Here is a 17,778-nt window from a genome sequence, read left to right as displayed (position 1 = left end):
TGCGCTGCGAGCGCACCGGGCCACCGGTCTTCGTGCGGCAGGACCTAGCAGCCGAGCAGACGGCTGCCGAGGTAGGCCTGGATCTGGTCCAGGGAGACGCGCTCCTGCTTCATGGTGTCGCGCTCGCGCACGGTCACCGCGTTGTCGTCCAGGGTGTCGAAGTCGACGGTGACGCAGAACGGCGTACCGATCTCGTCCTGGCGGCGGTAGCGGCGGCCGATGGCGCCCGCGTCGTCGAACTCGATGTTCCAGTTCTTGCGCAGGTCGGCGGCGAGGCCCTTGGCCTTCGGCGACAGCTGCGCGTTGCGGGACAGCGGCAGGACGGCGACCTTGATCGGGGCCAGGCGCGGGTCGAGGCGCATCACGGTGCGCTTCTCCATGACGCCCTTGGCGTTCGGGGCCTCGTCCTCGTTGTACGCGTCGAGCATGAAGGCGAGCATGGCGCGGTTCACGCCGGCGGCCGGCTCGATGACGTACGGGGTGTAGCGCTCGCCCGTCTCCTGGTCGTGGTAGGTGAGGTTCGCACCCGAGGCGGCGGAGTGGGCCTTGAGGTCGAAGTCGGTCCGGTTGGCGACGCCCTCGAGCTCAGAGAACTCGTTGCCACCGAAGTTGAAGCGGTACTCGATGTCGGCGGTGCGCTTCGAGTAGTGGGACAGCTTCTCCTTCGGGTGGTCGTACCAGCGGATGTTCTCCTCGCGGATGCCGAGGTCGCGGTACCAGTTCCACCGCTCCTGCATCCAGTACTCCTGCCACTGCTCGTCCTCGCCCGGCTTGACGAAGAACTCCATCTCCATCTGCTCGAACTCGCGGGTGCGGAAGATGAAGTTGCCCGGAGTGATCTCGTTCCGGAAGGACTTGCCCATCTGCGCGATGCCGAAGGGCGGCCTCTTGCGCGAAGTGGTCTGCACCACGGCGAAGTTGGTGAAGATGCCCTGGGCGGTCTCGGGGCGCAGGTACGCCTTCGAGCCGGTGTCCTGGGTCGGGCCGAGGTGGGTCTCCAGCATGCCGGAGAACTGCTTGGGCTCGGTGAACTGGCCCTTCACACCACAGTTGGGGCAGTTGATGTCGGCGAGACCATTGGCGGGCATACGGCCGTGCTTGGCCTCGTACGCCTCTTCAAGGTGGTCCGCGCGGTGGCGCTTGTGGCAGGAGGTGCACTCGGTCAGCGGGTCCGAGAAGGTGGCGACGTGGCCGGAGGCCACCCACACCTCGGGGGCCAGGATCACGGAGGAGTCGATACCGACGATGTCCTCACGCCCGGTGACCATCGCCTTCCACCACTGGCGCTTGATGTTCTCCTTGAGCTCGACACCGAGCGGGCCGTAGTCCCAGGCGGCCTTGGAGCCGCCGTAGATCTCACTGCACGGGAAAACGAAGCCACGGCGCTTGCTCAGGCTGACGATGGTTTCGATCTTGTCGGCGGCCACGGTGCTCTCTTCATTACGAGGACGAACGGCGAAGTCTTTAGATTACCGGCGCCCGCACCCCCCCTTTCAAATCGGTTCCCCTTCCACGCCCGCCCGCCCGGGCCCCCCACCTGGGTTTTTGACAATCGTTTCCATCTTTGATGAAAATGGATGTCATGAACGTACGACGCCTCATACCCACCGCCGCCCTCGCCGGAGCCGTCGCCCTCGGCGCCACGGCCCTGACCGCCTGCTCCGGAGCCGCCGCCGGCGCCGGTGGCAGCAAGGACGGCAAGGTCGGCGTGACGGCGTCGTTCTATCCCATGGCGTTCCTCGCCGAGCAGATCGGCAAGGACCACGTGAAGGTCGACAGCCTGACCAAGCCGGGCGTCGAACCGCACGACCTGGAGATCACCCCCAAGCAGACCGCGCAGCTCGGTGAGTCCGACGTGGCCCTCTACATCAAGAGCCTGCAGCCCGCCGTCGACAAGGCCGTCGCCCAGTCCGGCGTGAAGAACGTCGTCGACGCCGCGACCCTCACCGAGCTGGAGGTCCACGGCTCGGCCGGCCACGACCACGGCGCCGAGGAGGCCCACGCCGAGGGCGAGGGGCACGACCACGACCACGAGGGCGGCAAGGACCCGCACGTCTGGCTCGACCCCGTCAAGTACGCGGAGATCGCCAAGGGCGTCGGCGCCGCGCTGGAGAAGGCAGACCCCGACCACGCCGCGGACTACAAGAAGAACACCGACGAGCTCGTCGGCAAACTGACCGCGCTGGACACGGAGTTCAAGGACGGCCTGCAGAACACCGCCTCCAAGACCTTCATCACCACCCACTCCGCCTTCGGCTACCTCGCCGAGCGCTACGGCCTCGACCAGGAGGCCATCGCCGGCGTCGACCCCGAGTCCGAGCCGAGCCCGGCCCGCATGAAGGAGCTCCAGGGCCTCGCGAAGCAGGAGAATGTCTCCACCGTGTTCTTCGAGACGCTGGCCAGCGACAAGACGGCCAGGACCCTCGCGGCGGACACCGGCCTGAAGACCGACGTCCTGGACCCGCTCGAAGGAATCACCGACAAGTCCCAGGGCGCTGACTACTTCGAGGTCATGCGGTCGAACCTGAAGAACCTCCAGAAGGCGCTCGGAGCCAAGTAGATGACAGCAGCAACGGAGGCGCGAGCCATGCAGTCGACGCCGGCACAGGCAGCGGACCAGCCCGTCATATCCCTGCGCGGGGCCACGGCCTCGCTCGGCTCGCGCCCCGTGCTACGCGGGGTCGACCTCACCGTCCGACGCGGCGAGGTCGTCGCCCTGCTCGGCGCCAACGGCTCCGGCAAGTCCACGGCCGTGCGCGCCGTGGTCGGCCAGGTCCCGCTGACCGACGGCGAGCTGCGCCTCTTCGGCACCGACTTCAAGAGCTTCCGCGCGTGGTCGCGCATCGGGTACGTCCCGCAGCGCACCACGGCGGCCAGCGGGGTCCCCGCCACCGTCCGTGAGGTCGTCTCCGCCGGCCGCCTCGCCCGCTCCCGCTTCGGGATCCTGCGCAAGGCCGACAAGGCGGCGGTCGAGCGTGCGCTCACCCTGCTCGGCATGGAGCAGTACGGCTCCTCCTCGGTCAACACCCTCTCCGGCGGCCAGCACCAGCGGGTGCTCATCGCCCGGGCGCTCGCCATCGAACCCGAACTGCTGATCATGGACGAGCCGATGGCGGGCGTCGACCTCGCCAACCAGGAGGTCCTGGCGAACGCCCTGCGCGAGCAGAAGGCCCTCGGCACCACCCTCCTCCTGGTCCTGCACGAGCTGGGCCCGCTGGAGCCCCTGATCGACCGGGCCGTCGTCCTGCGCGACGGCTGCGTGGTCCACGACGGGCCGCCTCCGGAGGCCGTGGGCCAGCACGCGCTGCCCGGCCACGACCACGTACACCCCCACGCGGCGCACGACGCCGAGCCCCTGCGGACGGGACTGCTGAGCTGATGGACCTCCTCGAATACGCCTTCATGCAGCGGGCCCTGATCGCGGCCGCCATCGTCGGCCTCACCGCTCCCGCGATCGGCACGTACCTCGTCCAGCGCCGCCAGGCGGTCATGGGCGACGGCATCGGCCACGTGGCGACCACCGGTGTCGGCCTCGGCTTCCTGCTCAACACCAGCCCGGTGTGGATGGCCTCCCTCGTCGCCGTCGTCGGTGCGGTGGGCATGGAGCACATCCGCTCCCGCGGGAAGACCAGCGGCGACATCGCGCTCGCCATGCTCTTCTACGGCGGCCTGGCCGGCGGTGTCATGATCATCAACGTGGCCGGAGGCTCCACCGCCACCCTGAGCAGCTACCTCTTCGGCGGCATCACCACGGTCGCACCGGAGGACGTCTGGGCCGCGGTGATCCTCGCCGTCTTCGTGCTGGCCGTCACCGTCGGACTGCGCCGCCAGCTCTTCGCCATCAGCCAGGACGAAGAGTTCGCCCGGGTCACCGGTCTGCCGGTGCGCGCGCTGAACCTCCTGATGGCCGTCACGGCCGCCCTGACCGTCACGGTGGCGATGCGGATCGTGGGCCTGCTGCTGGTCAGCGCCATGATGGTGATCCCGGTCGCGGCCGCCCAGCGGGTCACCCGCGGCTTCGCCGCGACGCTGTCGCTCGCCATGCTGATCGGCGTGCTGGTCTCCCTCAGCGGCGTGACCGCCACGTACTACCTCGACGCACCCTCCGGCGCGGCGATCGTGCTGCTCGCCATCGCCGTCTTCGTCGTGATGGCCGCCGTGTCGGCGCCCCTGGCCGGGCGCCGGGCGAAGGCGGCCCGCGCCGCCGCCGAAGAGGTCTGTACGAGGGACGATGTGAAGGTCTAGAAAGGTCGGCCGCCTGGCACAATGGGCCGAGGCCGATACGAGGAGGAACCGGTGGCGACTGCGCCTGGCGAGATGAATACCGCGCCAGTACGAGGACGATCCACCCGGCAGCGGGCCGCGGTCGCGGCGGCGCTGGACGAGGTGGACGAGTTCCGCAGCGCCCAGGAGCTCCACGACATGCTCAAGCACCGTGGCGACTCCGTGGGCCTGACCACCGTCTACCGCACCCTCCAGTCCCTCGCGGACGCCGGTGAGGTCGACGTCCTGCGCACCAGCGACGGCGAGTCCGTCTACCGCCGGTGCTCCACCGGCGACCACCACCACCACCTGGTCTGCCGCAAGTGCGGCAAGGCCGTCGAGGTGGAGGGCCCGGCCGTGGAGAAGTGGGCGGAATCCATCGCGGCCGAGCACGGCTACGTGAACGTCGCCCACACGGTGGAGATCTTCGGCACCTGCGCCGACTGCGCCGCCGCGGGCTAGGCCGCCCGTTCCGGATCTCGCCGGGCCCGCAAGCGGAAGAGACTGCCTAGACCTGCTTCAGGTTCCGGGCCAGGATCGCGCGCATGCGGTCGATGTCGTCGGGGTGCTGGGCGCCCCGCTTCGGCACGGTCGCCACAGCAGCCGCACGCGCGCCCCCGAACAGGACGAACTGCTCCGGCGTCTCCGTGTACTGCGCGAAGAGCGTCCAGTCCATCGTGTACGACATGGTCTCGCCCGTGGTCGCCGCGCCCCGCTCGTCGGCCACCGTGCGGCACTCCCCGTACGGCTCCAACACGGAGAACACCCGGCGGGCCATGCTGCGCCGGATCCGGAAGACACCGACGGTCGCGACGCACAGGGCCGCGACCGCCGAGGCCACGATCACGGGCGGCTGGGAGCCGTTGAGCAGGCCCAGCCCCACGACAGCGACGGTCGTCAGCAGCGGCAGGAGCAGCGTCTCCGCCCGGCCCGCCGGCGTCCGGCGGGCCCGGGCCCGAACCGCTCCCCTGATGTCGGCGAGCGTCAGCCGGTAGGTGAGGACGACCTGCTCCTGCTCCCCCGTCGCACCGGCCCGATCGGTCTGCTCCACCACTTGCTGATCGTAATCCCCACCCATGTTCATGCGGTGAGGATAACGGCAACTCAGCCCGCTTAACCCGCCGGCTGGTTCGGGACGGCGCCGCCGAAGCGGCGGTCTCGCTGGGCGTACTCCAGGCAGGCCGCCCAGAGGTTGCGGCGGTCGAAGTCCGGCCACAGCACGTCCTGGAAGACCATCTCCGCGTACGCGCTCTGCCAGAGCAGGTAGTTGGAGGTCCGCTGCTCGCCGCTGGGGCGCAGGAAGAGGTCCACGTCCGGCATGTCCGGGTAGTACATGTACTTCGCGAAGGTCTTCTCGTTCACCTTCGACGGGTCCAGCCGGCCGGCCGCCACGTCGCGGGCGATCGCCTGCGCCGCGTCCGCGATCTCCGCGCGGCCTCCGTAGTTGACGCAGAAGTACAGGGTCATGGCGTCGTTGTCGACGGTCTGCTCCTGCGCGACCTGGAGCTCCTGGACGACGGACTTCCACATCTTCGGCATGCGGCCGACCCAGCGGATGCGGATGCCCAGCTCGTTCATCTCGTCGCGGCGGCGCCGGATGACGTCGCGGTTGAAGTTCATCAGGAAGCGGACCTCGTCGGGCGAGCGCTTCCAGTTCTCCGTCGAGAAGGCGTACAGGGAGAGGTTCTTGACGCCCATCTCCAGGCAGCCCTTGAGCACATCGAGCACGACGCCCTCACCGACCTTGTGCCCCTCGGTGCGCGGCAGACCGCGCTCCTTCGCCCAGCGGCCGTTGCCGTCCATGACGACGGCGACGTGGTTCGGAACCAGCTCACCGGGGATCTTCGGCGGGACCGCACCGGACGGGTGCGGCTCGGGAACCTTGTACTCCCGGCGAGAGCGTCCCAGAATCCCGCGTCGTGCCATGTGCCCAGCTCCTATTTCTCGACGTATCGCAGGGAGCGTAGCCCGCGCTCCAGATGCCAGTGCAAATAGGCGGAGACCAGCCCGCTGCCCTCCCGCACGTGACGCGCCTCACACGCGTCGGCATGCCCCCAGTCGCCCGTCAGCAGGGCGCTGAGCAGGGCGATGGCCTCTGATGAGGGTACGACGCTGCCGGGCACCCGGCAGTCCCCGCATATGACCCCGCCCGCGGCGACGGAGAAGTGCCGGTTGGGTCCGTGGATGCCGCACTTCGCGCAGTCCTCGAAGCTGGGCGCGTAGCCGTTGACGGCGAGGGAGCGCAGCAGGAAGGCATCGAGGATGAGGTGGGGCTCGTGCTCGCCGCGCGAGAGGGTGCGCAGGGCTCCGACGAGCAGCAGGTACTGCTGAACGGCGGGCTCGCCCTCGTTCTCGGTGAACCGCTCGGCGGTCTCCAGCATGGCGGTGCCGGCGGTGTAGCGGGCGTAGTCGGTGACGATGCCGTTGCCGTACGGGGCGATGATCTCGGTCTGGGTGCAGAGCGGCAGGCTGCGGCCGATCAGTTCGCTGCCCCGGGCGAAGAACTGCACGTCGGCGTGGGAGAAAGGTTCCAGCCCGGCGCCGAATTTGGACTTCGTACGCCGGACCCCGCGGGCGACCGCCCGTACCCGGCCGTGGCCGCGGGTCAGCAGCGTGATGATGCGGTCCGCCTCACCCAGTTTCTGGGTGCGCAGCACGATGCCGTCGTCGCGGAACAGACTCATGGGCCCATTGTCCCGTACGGCGACGCAACCACGGGCGGCGTGTCCCCTCGGTGCGCGGCAGCGACCCCGGCCGGGCGCGGGGCCCGGACCGGGGTCACCCCTTGGGAGGGTCAGGAGGCCGGCGTCCGGGCTTCTTCTCCCTCACCCGACGGGGCCGGTACGGCTGCCGAGGACTCCTCGCCCGCCGTCGGCTGGGCGGGCAGTTCGACCTTGGGGGCGTCGTGGGCGCCGTCCTTGCCCAGGCCGTTGAAGACCAGGTTGAGGACGATGGCGGCCGTGGCACCGAGCGTCACACCGCTGTTGAGGAGCGAGGACAGGTCCGGGTCCATGTGCTGGGTGAAGAAGACCGGGACGGTCGCGGGGAGCAGGGCGAAGGCGAGGGAGACGCCGACGATCAGCGCGTTCTTCTCCTCCTTCAGGTCCACCTTGGCCAGGGTCTGGATACCGGCCAGGGCGACCATGGCGAACATGACGGTCGCGGCGCCGCCGAGAACTCCGTGCGGGACGGCGGCGACGATCGCGGCGGCCTTGGGCAGCAGACCCAGGACGATCATGAAGACACCTGCGGCGACCACCACGAACCGGCTCTTCACCTTCGTCATCCGCACCAGGCCGACGTTCTCGGCGAAGGCCACGTAGGGGAAGGAGTTGAGGACACCGCCGAGCGCGGTCGCGGCGCCGTCGGCGCGCAGGGCGCGGGCCACGGTCTCGCTGTCGACCTCCTTGCCGACGATGTCACCGACGGCGTAGGTGTCACCGGTCGTCTCGACCATGGTGATCAGCATGACGATGAGCATCAGGACGATCGGGAACCACTCGAACTGCGGGGCACCGAAGTGGAAGGGGGTGGTGACGCCGATCCACTCGGACTTGCTCACGTCACCGAACTTCGCGTCGCCGAGCAGGAAGGCGACGGTGGTGCCGACGACCAGGCCGAGGAGGATCGAGATGCTGGAGAGGAAGGGCTTGCCGATCTTCATCAGGATGAGGATGAAGAGCATCGTGCCGCCGGCGTAGGCGAAGTGCTTCGGGTCTCCGAAGTCGGGGCTGCCGAGGCCGCCGGCCGCATCGTTGAGACCGACCGGGATCAGGACGATGCCCAGAACGGTGATCACCGTGCCGGTGACGACCGGCGGGAACAGCCGCATCACCGTCCGGAACGCTTTGGCCGGGAGCCAGGCGAAGGCGAAGGTGGCGATACCGGCGGTGATCACCGCGCCGTAGATGACCAGCAGGGCGGCGGTGCCGCCGCCGGCGCCGAGACCGATGGCGATCATCGGGGAGACGGCGGTGAAGGTGACGCCCTGGATCAGCGGCAGGCGCGCACCGATCCGACCGATGCCCCAGGCCTGGATGATCGAGGCGATACCGCAGGTGAAGAGGTCCGCGTTGATCAGGTAGACCAACTGTTCAGGGCTCAGCTTCAGCGCGTTGCCGACGATGATCGGAACGATCACCGCGCCGGCGTAGAAGGCGAGTACGTGCTGGAAGCCGTACAGCGCGAGCTTGGGGAGGGGGAGCACCTCGTCGACCGGGTGCGTGCTCCGCTCTCCGTCGGTGGAAAGCCGGGCGGCGACACGTGCCATCTCAGCCTTGCCCTTCAAGGTAGGTAAGTGAGAGGAGATCTGGTTATCCCTGGGGCGTAGTGGGTCGCTAACCCGTTGGTACGCCAGGGTTGTCAGTGCATTCACGGTGAAGCGAATCGAAGCCGCGCTGTGTTAACGGCGCCGTCTTGTCGTGTGACCGGAATTGAACGCCTGTGGGTGGCCTCACACATATCGTCGACTTCGACAAACTGTTGACGTTCAGGCCCGCTCGATCTGTAGGTTTCTCCAGTGGTGCGGAGTCCGCGACAGGCGTATGCGCACAGCGGTGCGGAGCCGGACCTTCCCACCGCGCACCCGTGAAGCACCTGCCCCATGACGTGCGGATACGAGGTTTGCAGCCCTTCGAACGGGCAAACTCGAAGGCGCCGTTCCGCCCGTCCGACTGGTGGACACATCGGGCACGGAGCCCGCGCCCGCACCCTTCACACGGCGTTCACGCGTCCCGGAACGGGCCCGGTGAGGCCGGATCGTTACGTCGCGGAAGGTCGTTTTGGACGGAACGGGCCCGCCCGGAGTCCACGGGGCGGACACGAGCGGCCCTGCACGATGAATGCGCAGGGCCGCTCGTGTGAGATCCGTGGAACGCCCCCTCAGGGAGCGCGTACCGCCGACAGCAGTCGGGTCACCTCGTCCGTGTCGATCCGCAGCGCCGAGCCGACCGTCACGAGCACCTCGCGCTCGGCCGGGGTGTACGGGCCGTCCGCGAGCGCGATGCGGGCCCCCTGGAGCAGGATCGATTCGCGGCCCGGGCCGGCCAGGTGCGGGGCCAACGGTTCCAGGGCCTCGTGGAGCTCTATCGACAGCGCGGCCCCGCAACACTCCGGGACGTCGTACAGCCCGAGCCGCCCCTCGTCCGTGGACAGAGCCTCCACGAGGGACTCCAGCTGCTCCTCGGTGCAGTCCTGGAAGCCCGCGGCCCGTACGGCGCCCACCGCGGCCTCCAGCGCGCCGCGCGAAGCCGTTCCGCCCGCGGTGAGCACGGCCAGCGCCACGGTGTGCACGGCGTCGCGCAGGAGGGCCGTGAAGCGGGTGGTGGTGAGGTGGTCCAGGACGTCGGTGGCGAAGCGCGCACGGCAGCCCTGGCACTCGATGACGGGCCCGGCCTGCCCGCGGGGCAGCAGCGGCACCCCGAGGACGGTGAACCGGCGCCGCCCGGTCCGCCTGCGGTAATTGCGGTCGCCACCGCAGGCGGGGCAGAAGAACTCCCCGTCTCCCACGGTGCTCCAGGTGGTACGGGTGCCCCAGACCGTCAGCTTCCGGCCGTCCCCACCCCGAACTGGCAGCACGTCGCACCTCCGTAACCTTCCGGCAACATCGCCGGGTGGGCGTGATGTTAGCCACATCGATGAGGATGCGTCAGTCGTGTGACAAGACAACATGTCCCGGGCCCCGGACTTGGCCGGTCTGCGTCCCCGACGTCCCCCCGCCCCTGTCCCGACCCCTCTAGGGTTCGCCGCATGAACGAGAAGTCCTGTCTGGTCACCGGCGCCGCGAGCGGGATCGGTCGGGCCACCGCCCGGCTGTTGGCCCGCTCCGGGGCCCGGGTGACCGCGGCCGACATCAATGGCCCCAGGGTCGAGGCCCTGCGTACGGAACTGGCCGACGAGGGGTGCGCGATCACCGCGGTCGCCGGTGACGTCTCCGATCCGGAGGCCAACCGCGCGATGGTCGCGGCCGCCGTCGGGGCGTACGGGCGCCTGGACGTGGCCGTGGCCAACGCCGGGGTGCTCCCCCTCTCCGACGTGCGCGAGACCAGTCCCGAGGACTGGGACCACGTCATGGCGGTCGACGGCCGCGGCATGTTCTTGACCTGCAAGTACGCCATCGAGGCGATGACCGCGCAGCCGCGCCCCGGCGGGGCCCTGGTCTGCGTGTCCTCGATCTCGGGAGTGGCCGGGCAGGCCCGCCAGGCCGCGTACGGACCCGCGAAGTTCGTGGCGTCGGGGCTGACGAAGCACCTCGCGGTGGAGTGGGCAGCACACGGGATCCGGGTCAACGCGGTGGCACCGGGAACCATCCGTACGGAGCGGGTGATCGCGCTGAAGGACGAGCCGGGCGGGCCGGAGTACCTGTCGGAGATCGCGGGGGCGCATCCGATGGGCCGGCTCGGGGAGCCCGAGGAGGTGGCCCGCGTCATCGCCTTCCTGGCCTCGGACGCGGCCTCGTTCGTGACGGGCGTGGTCCTGCCGGTGGACGGCGGCTACCTGGCCCGCTGAGCCCGCCCGACGCGCCCGACCCGCCCGGCCCGGGCGACCCTGGCGGGCCGAGCCGGGTTGGCGCGGGAACGACGGAACCCCGCCCCCTCCGGAAGGGAGGGAGCGGGGTTCACCTGCGAGGGGTCAGCGGCCCGCGCGGTTGACGGCGGAGATGACCGCCTTCAGGGAGGCGCGGGTGGTGTTGGCGTCGATGCCGATGCCCCACAGGACGCGGCCGTCGATCGCGCACTCGATGTACGAGGCGGCCACGGCGGAGGCGCCCTCGCTCATGGTGTGCTCGGTGTAGTCCAGCAGGCGGGCGTCGACGCCGATGCCGGCCAGCGCGTCGAAGAAGGCCGAGATCGGACCGTTGCCGGTGCCGTCCAGGACCGTCTCCACACCGTCCACGACCGCCTCGACGGTGAGCGTGTCCGTGCCGTCCTTGTCGGTGGCCGTCGAACCGGAGCGCAGCTGGATGCGGCCCCAGGGGTTCTCGGGGTTGGGCAGGTACTCGTCGGAGAAGACGTCCCAGATCGCCTTCGGCGTGACCTCGCCGCCCTCGGCGTCGGTCTTGGCCTGGATGATCCGGGAGAACTCGATCTGCATGCGGCGCGGCAGGTCCAGCTTGTGGTCGTTCTTCAGGACGTACGCGATGCCGCCCTTGCCGGACTGCGAGTTGACCCGGATGACCGCCTCGTAGGAGCGGCCGACGTCCTTCGGGTCGATCGGCAGGTACGGAACGGCCCACTCGATGTCGTCGACCGTCTTGCCCTGGGCGGCCGCGTCGGCCTCCATCGCGTCGAAGCCCTTCTTGATGGCGTCCTGGTGGGAGCCGGAGAAGGCGGTGTAGACCAGGTCGCCCGCGTAGGGGTGGCGCGGGTGGACCTCCATCTGGTTGCAGTACTCGCTGGTGCGACGGATCTCGTCGATCTGCGAGAAGTCGATCTGCGGGTCGATGCCCTGGGAGAACAGGTTCATGCCCAGGGTGATCAGGTCGACGTTGCCGGTGCGCTCGCCCTGCCCGAACAGGCAGCCCTCGATGCGGTCGGCGCCGGCCATCAGGGCCAGCTCGGCGGCGGCGACGGCGGTGCCGCGGTCGTTGTGCGGGTGCACGGAGATGCAGACGTGCTCGCGGCGGGTCAGGTTGCGGGCCATCCACTCGAAGCGGTCCGCGTGCGTGGACGGCGTCGAGCGCTCCACGGTGGCGGGCAGGTTCAGGATGATCTCGCGGCCCTCCGCCGGCTGCCAGACGTCGCAGACGGCCTCGCAGACCTCCAGGGCGAAGTCCAGCTCGGTGTCGGTGAAGATCTCCGGGCTGTACTGGTAGCCGAAGGTGGTCTCCGGGCCCAGCAGCTTCTCCGCGTACTCCATGACCAGGCGGGTGCCGTCGACGGCGATCTGCTTGATCTGCTCCTTGGAGCCGCGGAAGACGACCCGGCGGAAGGTCGGGGCGGTCGCGTTGTACAGGTGGACGGTGGCGCGCTTGGCGCCGACCAGGGACTCCACGGTCCGCTCGATCAGGTCCTCGCGGGCCTGGGTCAGTACGGAGATGGTGACGTCGTCCGGGATCGCGCCCTCTTCGATGATGGAGCGCACGAAGGCGAAGTCGGTCTCGCCGGAGGAGGGGAAGCCGACCTCGATCTCCTTGTAGCCCATGCGCACCAGCAGGTCGAACATCTCGCGCTTGCGGGCGGGGGTCATCGGGTCGATCAGCGACTGGTTGCCGTCGCGCAGGTCGGTGGAGAGCCAGCGGGGAGCCTTGGTGACGCGGGCGTTCGGCCAGGTGCGGTCGGGGATGTCCACCTGCTCGTACGAGCCGTACTTGTGGATCGGCATCCCGGAGGACTTCTGGGTGTGGGTCGCGTTGGTGATGGGCGTGGGGCGACCGACAAAAGGCTGCTGGCTCATGGCGTTGGGCTCCTCGCGTGTCCGCGTGTAGTTCGCTGGGACGGCCGACGGCGGTAGTGAAAACCGCAACACCAAACTCCGCGGGGAGGGGGTCGGCCTACGACTACAGACCCTCGCCGCGGCAGCTAAGGAGAAGCAGCCCGAAACGCATGATGGGCCGAGCCTAGCCGAGCCGCGCCGTGACGCGAGGACCTGTTTCAGTATGCAAGACCCGAGCGCCCGATTTGCACCAAATGTGAGCCAAGCCTCCTTTGCCCCGCCCGGGTCCGGTCGTTCCGTCAACCCAGCGTCACCACTTTCAGACAAGTGAATGAATCATGGTCGCAGGTAGTGACACCGCCATGACCCACTGCCACATTGCCGGGCATGGATGCCTCCCACACCCACCGCCATCACCCCGTCTTCTGCACGGTCGTACCGCCGCACCTCCTCGACAAGGCCGCCCTGTCCGAGGACTCCCGCCGCGCCGACCTCGCCCAGCGCACCCTGGAGCGCGACTCCCTGCTGCGCACCCGGCGCCGGGTCACCGCCGTCCGCGGGATCGTCCCCGCGCTCGCCGCGCCGGCCTCCGACGATCCGGACCGGACCGTCTACGACGCCCAGCACCGCACCCGGCTGCCCGGGACGAAGGTCCGCGGGGAGGGCGACCCGCTCAGCAAGGACGCCACCGTCAACCGCGCCTACGCGGGGCTCGGCGCGACGTACGAACTCTTCCTGAAGGGCTTCGGCCGGCGCTCGATCGACGACTCCGGGCTCCCCCTGGACGCCACCGTCCACTACGGCGAGGAGTACAACAACGCCTTCTGGGACGGCCAGCAGATGGTGTTCGGCGACGGGGACGGGGACCTCTTCCTCGACTTCACCGTGTCGGTGGACGTCATCGGACACGAGCTGACCCACGGGGTCACCCAGTACACCGCGAACCTGATCTACCGCGGCCAGTCGGGCGCCCTGAACGAGTCGATGTCGGACGTCTTCGGCTCGCTGATCAAGCAGTACTCGCTGGAGCAGAGCGCCGATGAGGCCGACTGGCTGATCGGGGCCGGGCTGCTCGGCCCCAACGTCACCGGGGTCGCGCTGCGCTCGATGAAGGCCCCGGGCACCGCGTACGACGACGACGAACTCGGCAAGGACCCCCAGCCGGCCACGATGGACGACTACGTGAACACCCACAGCGACAACGGCGGCGTCCACATCAACTCCGGCATCCCCAACCACGCCTTCTACATCGTGGCGACCGAGCTGGGCGGCAAGGCCTGGGAGCGGGCCGGACGGATCTGGTACGACACTCTGACCGGCGGCGACCTCACCCCCCGGGCGAACTTCGCGGACTTCGCCCGGCTCTCGACCGCGGCGGCCGTGACCCGGTACGGGGCCGGCGGCGCCGAGCACCAGGCGCTCCAGAAGGCGTGGTCCGCGGTGGGTGTCCCGCTCGCGGGGTAGAGGGCACCCATGCGCATTCAGGTGGTACGGACGGGCGGCTTCGCGGGCATCGAGCGCCGGGCCGAGGTGGACACCGCGGGCCGGCCGGACGAGGACGAGTGGAAGGCCCTGGCCCAGCTCGCGCTGCGGCCCGGTCCGCCGGGCGACCCGGCGGACCGGGTGCGCGACGGCTTCTCCTACCGGATCACCGCGGACGGGCGGACGGTGGCCTGCGCGGAGCCGAACCTGTCGGACGCCCAGCGGGCGCTGATCTCGCGCGTGCTGAAGGAGGGTGCCTGAGCGGGTCCGGAAAGGAGGTGCCCGCGCGGCGCCGCTTTGTTTGGATGGCCGGATGACCGACCACATGATCGATTCAACGCTGTCCGAGCTGGAGCGGTACTACGACACGGTGCCGCGGGTGGGCGGGGCCCGAGCCGAGGACTTCGGACCGCTGACCCTGTTCGTCCAGGAGGGCGCGGGCTGGCCGTACTACGCGCGGCCCTCGCTCGGCGGCCCCGAGGCGACCCGGGCCGACGTGGAGCGGGTCTGGCAGCGCCAGCGGGAGCTGAAGGTTCCCGAGGCCTTCGAGTGGGTGGCCGAAACCAGCCCCTCGCTCCGGGCCGCGGTCGAAGCGGCGGGACTCCACGTCCACGCCCACCCGCTGATGGTCCTGGACCCCTCTGCCGAGGCCCTTCCCCCGCACCCGGAAGTCCGTCTCCTCGACGCCGACGACCCGCTGCTCACCGCCGCCGTGACGGTCCCGGCCCTGGCCTTCGCGGCACCGGGAACGGCGGTCGGCGAGGCGGGCCCCGCGGAACTGGCGGCGGCGCTGACGGACCCGGCGGCCGAGGCGGGCCGGGCCCGGGTGGCCGGGAAGCTGGCGGCGGGCAGCACGGCCTTGGCCGCGGCCGTACGGGACGGCGTGGTGCTCTGCGCGGGCCAGTACAACCCGGTCGGGGACGTCGTGGAGGTGGTGGGCGTCGGCACCCTCCCGTCGGCCCGCCGCCAGGGCCTGGCCCTCGGGGTCACGGCCGCCCTGGTCGCACGGGCCCGGGAGCGCGGGGCCCGCACGGTCTTCCTGTCGGCGGGCGACGAGGACGTGGCCCGCGTCTACGCCCGCATCGGCTTCCGCCGGGTGGCCACCGCCCTGATCGCCGAGCCGGAGGTGTGATGCGCCTGTTCGGGCGGCTGCGGGCAGCGCGCAGAGCGCCGGCCCCGACTCCGGACCCGCCTCCGGTCTCGGTCCAGGACCAGGCCCGGGCCCGGGGGTGGCCCGCGCCGCCGTCCCCGCCGAACCACCCCCCGCTGACCGCGGCCGAGGTGGCCGAGGCCGAGGAGGAGCTGGGGATCCGCTTCCCGCCCGCGTACCGCTCGTACCTGACCGAGGTCAGCTCGGGCGGCAGGCTGCACCGGCTGGCGAAGGGCCCGGCCGGCTGGTGGTGGGACGAGAACGACACCGTGCAGCGCGACCTGCTGCGCCTCCCCTTCCCACACCCGGACTCGTACGCCGCGGACGGTGGCCTGTGGGGCGGGGCCGACGCGTACGAGGACCGTGAGACGGCCGGCGCCGTCGTCCTCCAGGACAACGGCTGCGGTTTCGCCACGCTGCTCGCGCTCACGGGACCGCTGGCCGGCACGGTGTGGTGGGACGGCCGCGCCACGTGCGAGCTGATCGTGCCGCTGTCCTTCGACCACCCCGGCGGCGCGCCCCCGCTGACCTTCCAGGAATGGCGGGACCTGGGCCTGACCGACCTCTCGCACCTGCTGGGGCCGGACTGGGGCCGACCCGCGGATTTCTGAACCCGTCAGACTCTTCTTTTGCCGGGTCGGCAACAAAGTTTGCCGTACCTCGTCGGGCGGGCGGAGCATCGGCCGTACCGGCACCCGACTGGAAGAGGAAGCCATGGCCGAGCACGCGCACACGCACACGCACACCCACCACCACCCCGAGCCCGGGGCGCTGGCGGGCGAGGAGTTCTGGGACGGCCGGTACGGGGAGAACCACCGCATCTGGAGCGGCGAGGCCAACGCCATGCTGGTGCACGAGGTGTCCGCCCTCGCCCCGGGCCGGGCCCTGGACCTGGGGTGCGGAGAGGGCGCCGACGCCGTGTGGCTGGCCCGCCGCGGATGGACGGTCACCGGGACCGACATCTCCGGGGTCGCCCTCGGCCGGGCGACCGAGCACGCGGCGGAGGCCGGGGTCGCCGACCGCGTCTCCTTCGCGCGGCACGATCTGACGGAGTCCTTCCCGCAGGGGGAGTTCGACCTCGTCTCCGCGTGCTTCCTGCACAACTACGGGGACTTCCCCCGTGACGCGGTCCTGCGCACGGCCGCCGCGGCCGTGGCCCCCGGCGGCACGCTGCTCGTGGTCGGCCACGCGGGCTGGGCACCGTGGCAGGAGGAGCGGGAGGAGGCCCACTTCCCCACGCCCGAGGAGGTCCTGGCGCAGCTGGAGCCGGTCACGGCGGGCTGGGAGGTGCTGCGGGCCGAGGAGACCGAGCGGATCCAGAACCAGCCCGACGGAACGCCCGGGACCCGTACGGACAACGTGGTCCGGGTGCGCCGGCCCGCGTAGCCCGACGGACGAACTCACGGACGCACGGACGGAACGACGAACGGACGCGGCCCCGAGCGGGGCGGCGTCCGTTCGTCGTCATGTCGTCATGTCGTCGCAGCGGGCGGTTCGCGCCTCAGAAGCCGAGCTTACGCAGCTGCTTGGGGTCCCGCTGCCAGTCCTTGGCGACCTTCACGTGCAGGTCGAGGAAGACCGGGGTGCCGAGCAGCGCCTCGATGTGCTTGCGCGACTTCATCCCGACCTCCTTCAGCCGGGAGCCCTTCGGGCCGATGATGATGCCCTTCTGGCTCGGCCGCTCGATGTAGACGTTGGCGTGGATGTCGAGCAGCGGGCGGTCCGCCGGACGGTTCTCGCGCGGGATCATCTCCTCGACGACCACGGCGATGGAGTGCGGGAGCTCGTCCCGTACGCCCTCCAGCGCGGCCTCGCGGATCAGCTCCGCGACCATGACCATCTCGGGCTCGTCGGTGAGGTCGCCCTCCGGGTACAGCGGCGGGCTCTCCGGCAGCAGCGGCGCGATCAGATCGGCCAGCAGCTGGACCTGGGTGTCGCCGACGGCCGAGACGGGAACGATCTCGGCCCACTCGAAGCCCAGCTCGGCACCGAGCTGGTGCACGGCGAGGAGCTGCTCGGCCAGCTGCTTGGACTCGACCAGGTCGGTCTTGGTGATGATGGCGATCTTGGGGGTCTTCTTGATCCCCGCCAGCTCCTTGGCGATGAACTTGTCGCCGGGGCCGAGCTTCTGGTCGGCCGGCAGGCAGAAGCCGATGACGTCGACCTCGGCCCAGGTGGTCCGTACGACGTCGTTGAGGCGCTCGCCGAGCAGGGTGCGCGGCTTGTGCAGGCCGGGCGTGTCCACGAGGACGAGCTGGGCGTCGGGGCGGTGCACGATGCCGCGGACGGTGTGGCGGGTGGTCTGCGGCCGGTTGGAGGTGATCGCGACCTTGGTGCCCACGAGTGCGTTGGTGAGGGTCGACTTCCCCGCGTTGGGGCGGCCGACGAAGCAGGCGAACCCCGCACGGTGCGGGGCGGTGGACTCGGGGGAACGATCGCTCATACGGGCCATTCTCCCCGATGCGGCTCCCAGCGCCGACCAGATCACGGCGACAAGGGCCGGCACGACC

The 17,778-nt window shown here is 70.3% G+C and carries 18 protein-coding genes; 10 read left to right on the top strand and 8 right to left on the bottom strand.

Going from position 1 to position 17,778, the window contains the following annotated elements; all coding sequences use genetic code 11:
- Positions 1 to 44 precede the first annotated feature (44 nt).
- Positions 45 to 1,427, bottom strand: coding sequence for a glycine--tRNA ligase (locus tag OG594_RS08095; protein ID WP_266596635.1), 1,383 nt, complete (start codon positions 1,425 to 1,427; stop codon positions 45 to 47).
- A gap of 155 nt (positions 1,428 to 1,582) precedes the next feature.
- Here OG594_RS08095 and OG594_RS08090 point away from each other — a divergent pair, with 155 nt between their 5' ends.
- The 4 genes from OG594_RS08090 to OG594_RS08075 are packed head-to-tail and all read left to right on the top strand — an operon-like array spanning position 1,583 to position 4,725.
- Positions 1,583 to 2,560, top strand: a complete 978-nt coding sequence (locus OG594_RS08090; protein WP_266596633.1) for a metal ABC transporter substrate-binding protein — start codon at positions 1,583 to 1,585, stop codon at positions 2,558 to 2,560.
- Between the two features lie 27 nt (positions 2,561 to 2,587).
- A complete protein-coding gene (locus OG594_RS08085; protein WP_266596631.1) occupies positions 2,588 to 3,379 on the top strand; it encodes a metal ABC transporter ATP-binding protein in 792 nt (263 codons plus the stop codon).
- Complete coding sequence (locus tag OG594_RS08080; RefSeq protein ID WP_266596630.1) at positions 3,379 to 4,245, top strand: metal ABC transporter permease; 867 nt, start codon at positions 3,379 to 3,381, stop codon at positions 4,243 to 4,245. Before OG594_RS08085 ends, OG594_RS08080 begins: the two co-directional genes overlap by 1 nt.
- Before the next feature lie 51 nt (positions 4,246 to 4,296).
- Positions 4,297 to 4,725, top strand: a complete 429-nt coding sequence (locus OG594_RS08075) for a Fur family transcriptional regulator (protein WP_078626133.1) — start codon at positions 4,297 to 4,299, stop codon at positions 4,723 to 4,725.
- A 46-nt stretch (positions 4,726 to 4,771) separates the two neighbouring features.
- On the opposite strand, the gene OG594_RS08070 is transcribed toward OG594_RS08075, so the two are convergent.
- The 5 genes from OG594_RS08070 to OG594_RS08050 all read right to left on the bottom strand — a co-directional run bounded on the left by OG594_RS08070 (position 4,772) and on the right by OG594_RS08050 (position 9,840).
- On the bottom strand, positions 4,772 to 5,317 hold the full coding sequence (locus OG594_RS08070) for a YcxB family protein (RefSeq protein WP_266596628.1): 546 nt from the start codon (positions 5,315 to 5,317) through the stop codon (positions 4,772 to 4,774).
- A gap of 59 nt (positions 5,318 to 5,376) precedes the next feature.
- Positions 5,377 to 6,189 (bottom strand): isoprenyl transferase, encoded by an 813-nt coding sequence (locus OG594_RS08065; RefSeq protein WP_266596626.1) that lies wholly within the window; start codon positions 6,187 to 6,189, stop codon positions 5,377 to 5,379.
- 11 nt (positions 6,190 to 6,200) lie between these two features.
- Positions 6,201 to 6,947, bottom strand: a complete 747-nt coding sequence (gene recO / locus OG594_RS08060; RefSeq protein ID WP_030009060.1) for a DNA repair protein RecO — start codon at positions 6,945 to 6,947, stop codon at positions 6,201 to 6,203.
- 110 nt (positions 6,948 to 7,057) lie between these two features.
- Positions 7,058 to 8,533 carry a nucleobase:cation symporter-2 family protein gene (locus tag OG594_RS08055; protein ID WP_266596619.1) on the bottom strand — a complete coding sequence of 492 codons (1,476 nt, stop codon included), beginning with the start codon at positions 8,531 to 8,533 and terminating at the stop codon, positions 7,058 to 7,060.
- A gap of 611 nt (positions 8,534 to 9,144) precedes the next feature.
- Positions 9,145 to 9,840, bottom strand: a complete 696-nt coding sequence (locus tag OG594_RS08050) for a TerB family tellurite resistance protein (protein WP_266596617.1) — start codon at positions 9,838 to 9,840, stop codon at positions 9,145 to 9,147.
- Between the two features lie 171 nt (positions 9,841 to 10,011).
- On the opposite strand from OG594_RS08050, the gene OG594_RS08045 reads away from it, so the two are divergent.
- Positions 10,012 to 10,770 (top strand): SDR family NAD(P)-dependent oxidoreductase, encoded by a 759-nt coding sequence (locus OG594_RS08045; RefSeq protein WP_266596615.1) that lies wholly within the window; start codon positions 10,012 to 10,014, stop codon positions 10,768 to 10,770.
- A gap of 123 nt (positions 10,771 to 10,893) precedes the next feature.
- Here OG594_RS08045 and leuA read toward each other — a convergent pair whose 3' ends face one another.
- On the bottom strand, positions 10,894 to 12,657 hold the full coding sequence (gene leuA / locus OG594_RS08040; protein WP_266596613.1) for a 2-isopropylmalate synthase: 1,764 nt from the start codon (positions 12,655 to 12,657) through the stop codon (positions 10,894 to 10,896).
- 366 nt (positions 12,658 to 13,023) lie between these two features.
- Between leuA and OG594_RS08035 the strand changes: the two genes are divergently transcribed.
- From OG594_RS08035 to OG594_RS08015, 5 genes are all read left to right on the top strand, one after another.
- Positions 13,024 to 14,100: a M4 family metallopeptidase gene (locus tag OG594_RS08035; protein ID WP_266596611.1), complete on the top strand. Its 1,077-nt coding sequence runs from the start codon at positions 13,024 to 13,026 to the stop codon at positions 14,098 to 14,100.
- A gap of 9 nt (positions 14,101 to 14,109) precedes the next feature.
- Positions 14,110 to 14,379: a protealysin inhibitor emfourin gene (locus OG594_RS08030; RefSeq protein WP_266596609.1), complete on the top strand. Its 270-nt coding sequence runs from the start codon at positions 14,110 to 14,112 to the stop codon at positions 14,377 to 14,379.
- Positions 14,380 to 14,431: 52 nt separating this feature from the next.
- On the top strand, positions 14,432 to 15,250 hold the full coding sequence (locus OG594_RS08025; RefSeq protein WP_266596607.1) for a GNAT family N-acetyltransferase: 819 nt from the start codon (positions 14,432 to 14,434) through the stop codon (positions 15,248 to 15,250).
- The gene (locus tag OG594_RS08020; RefSeq protein WP_266596605.1) at positions 15,250 to 15,879 is read left to right on the top strand and encodes an SMI1/KNR4 family protein; all 630 of its coding nucleotides are present in this window, start codon (positions 15,250 to 15,252) and stop codon (positions 15,877 to 15,879) included. The genes OG594_RS08025 and OG594_RS08020 overlap by 1 nt, the downstream gene beginning before the upstream one ends.
- A 103-nt stretch (positions 15,880 to 15,982) precedes the next feature.
- Complete coding sequence (locus tag OG594_RS08015) at positions 15,983 to 16,654, top strand: cyclopropane-fatty-acyl-phospholipid synthase family protein (protein WP_266596603.1); 672 nt, start codon at positions 15,983 to 15,985, stop codon at positions 16,652 to 16,654.
- Between the two features lie 115 nt (positions 16,655 to 16,769).
- On the opposite strand, the gene era is transcribed toward OG594_RS08015, so the two are convergent.
- Positions 16,770 to 17,711 carry a GTPase Era gene (gene era, locus OG594_RS08010; RefSeq protein WP_181382474.1) on the bottom strand — a complete coding sequence of 314 codons (942 nt, stop codon included), beginning with the start codon at positions 17,709 to 17,711 and terminating at the stop codon, positions 16,770 to 16,772.
- Between the last annotated feature and the right edge of the window lie 67 nt (positions 17,712 to 17,778).

This window comes from Streptomyces sp. NBC_01214 (assembly GCF_026340975.1).
Classification (GTDB): Bacteria; Actinomycetota; Actinomycetes; order Streptomycetales; family Streptomycetaceae; genus Streptomyces.
Note: the sequence above shows the minus strand (reverse complement) of the source record. Positions and strands in the feature narration are given on the sequence as shown.

Bases quoted from the DNA above. Each gene is read 5' to 3' on its own strand.
- era (WP_181382474.1), bottom strand. From the start codon at position 17,711: ATGAGCGATCGTTCCCCCGAGTCCACCGCCCCGCACCGTGCGGGGTTC.
- OG594_RS08055 (WP_266596619.1), bottom strand. From the start codon at position 8,533: ATGGCACGTGTCGCCGCCCGGCTTTCCACCGACGGAGAGCGGAGCACG.
- OG594_RS08090 (WP_266596633.1), top strand. From the start codon at position 1,583: ATGAACGTACGACGCCTCATACCCACCGCCGCCCTCGCCGGAGCCGTC.
- OG594_RS08015 (WP_266596603.1), top strand. From the start codon at position 15,983: ATGGCCGAGCACGCGCACACGCACACGCACACCCACCACCACCCCGAG.
- leuA (WP_266596613.1), bottom strand. From the start codon at position 12,657: ATGAGCCAGCAGCCTTTTGTCGGTCGCCCCACGCCCATCACCAACGCG.
- OG594_RS08065 (WP_266596626.1), bottom strand. From the start codon at position 6,189: ATGGCACGACGCGGGATTCTGGGACGCTCTCGCCGGGAGTACAAGGTT.
- OG594_RS08020 (WP_266596605.1), top strand. From the start codon at position 15,250: ATGCGCCTGTTCGGGCGGCTGCGGGCAGCGCGCAGAGCGCCGGCCCCG.
- OG594_RS08085 (WP_266596631.1), top strand. From the start codon at position 2,588: ATGCAGTCGACGCCGGCACAGGCAGCGGACCAGCCCGTCATATCCCTG.
- OG594_RS08035 (WP_266596611.1), top strand. From the start codon at position 13,024: ATGGATGCCTCCCACACCCACCGCCATCACCCCGTCTTCTGCACGGTC.
- OG594_RS08030 (WP_266596609.1), top strand. From the start codon at position 14,110: ATGCGCATTCAGGTGGTACGGACGGGCGGCTTCGCGGGCATCGAGCGC.
- OG594_RS08045 (WP_266596615.1), top strand. From the start codon at position 10,012: ATGAACGAGAAGTCCTGTCTGGTCACCGGCGCCGCGAGCGGGATCGGT.
- OG594_RS08025 (WP_266596607.1), top strand. From the start codon at position 14,432: ATGACCGACCACATGATCGATTCAACGCTGTCCGAGCTGGAGCGGTAC.
- OG594_RS08080 (WP_266596630.1), top strand. From the start codon at position 3,379: ATGGACCTCCTCGAATACGCCTTCATGCAGCGGGCCCTGATCGCGGCC.
- recO (WP_030009060.1), bottom strand. From the start codon at position 6,947: ATGAGTCTGTTCCGCGACGACGGCATCGTGCTGCGCACCCAGAAACTG.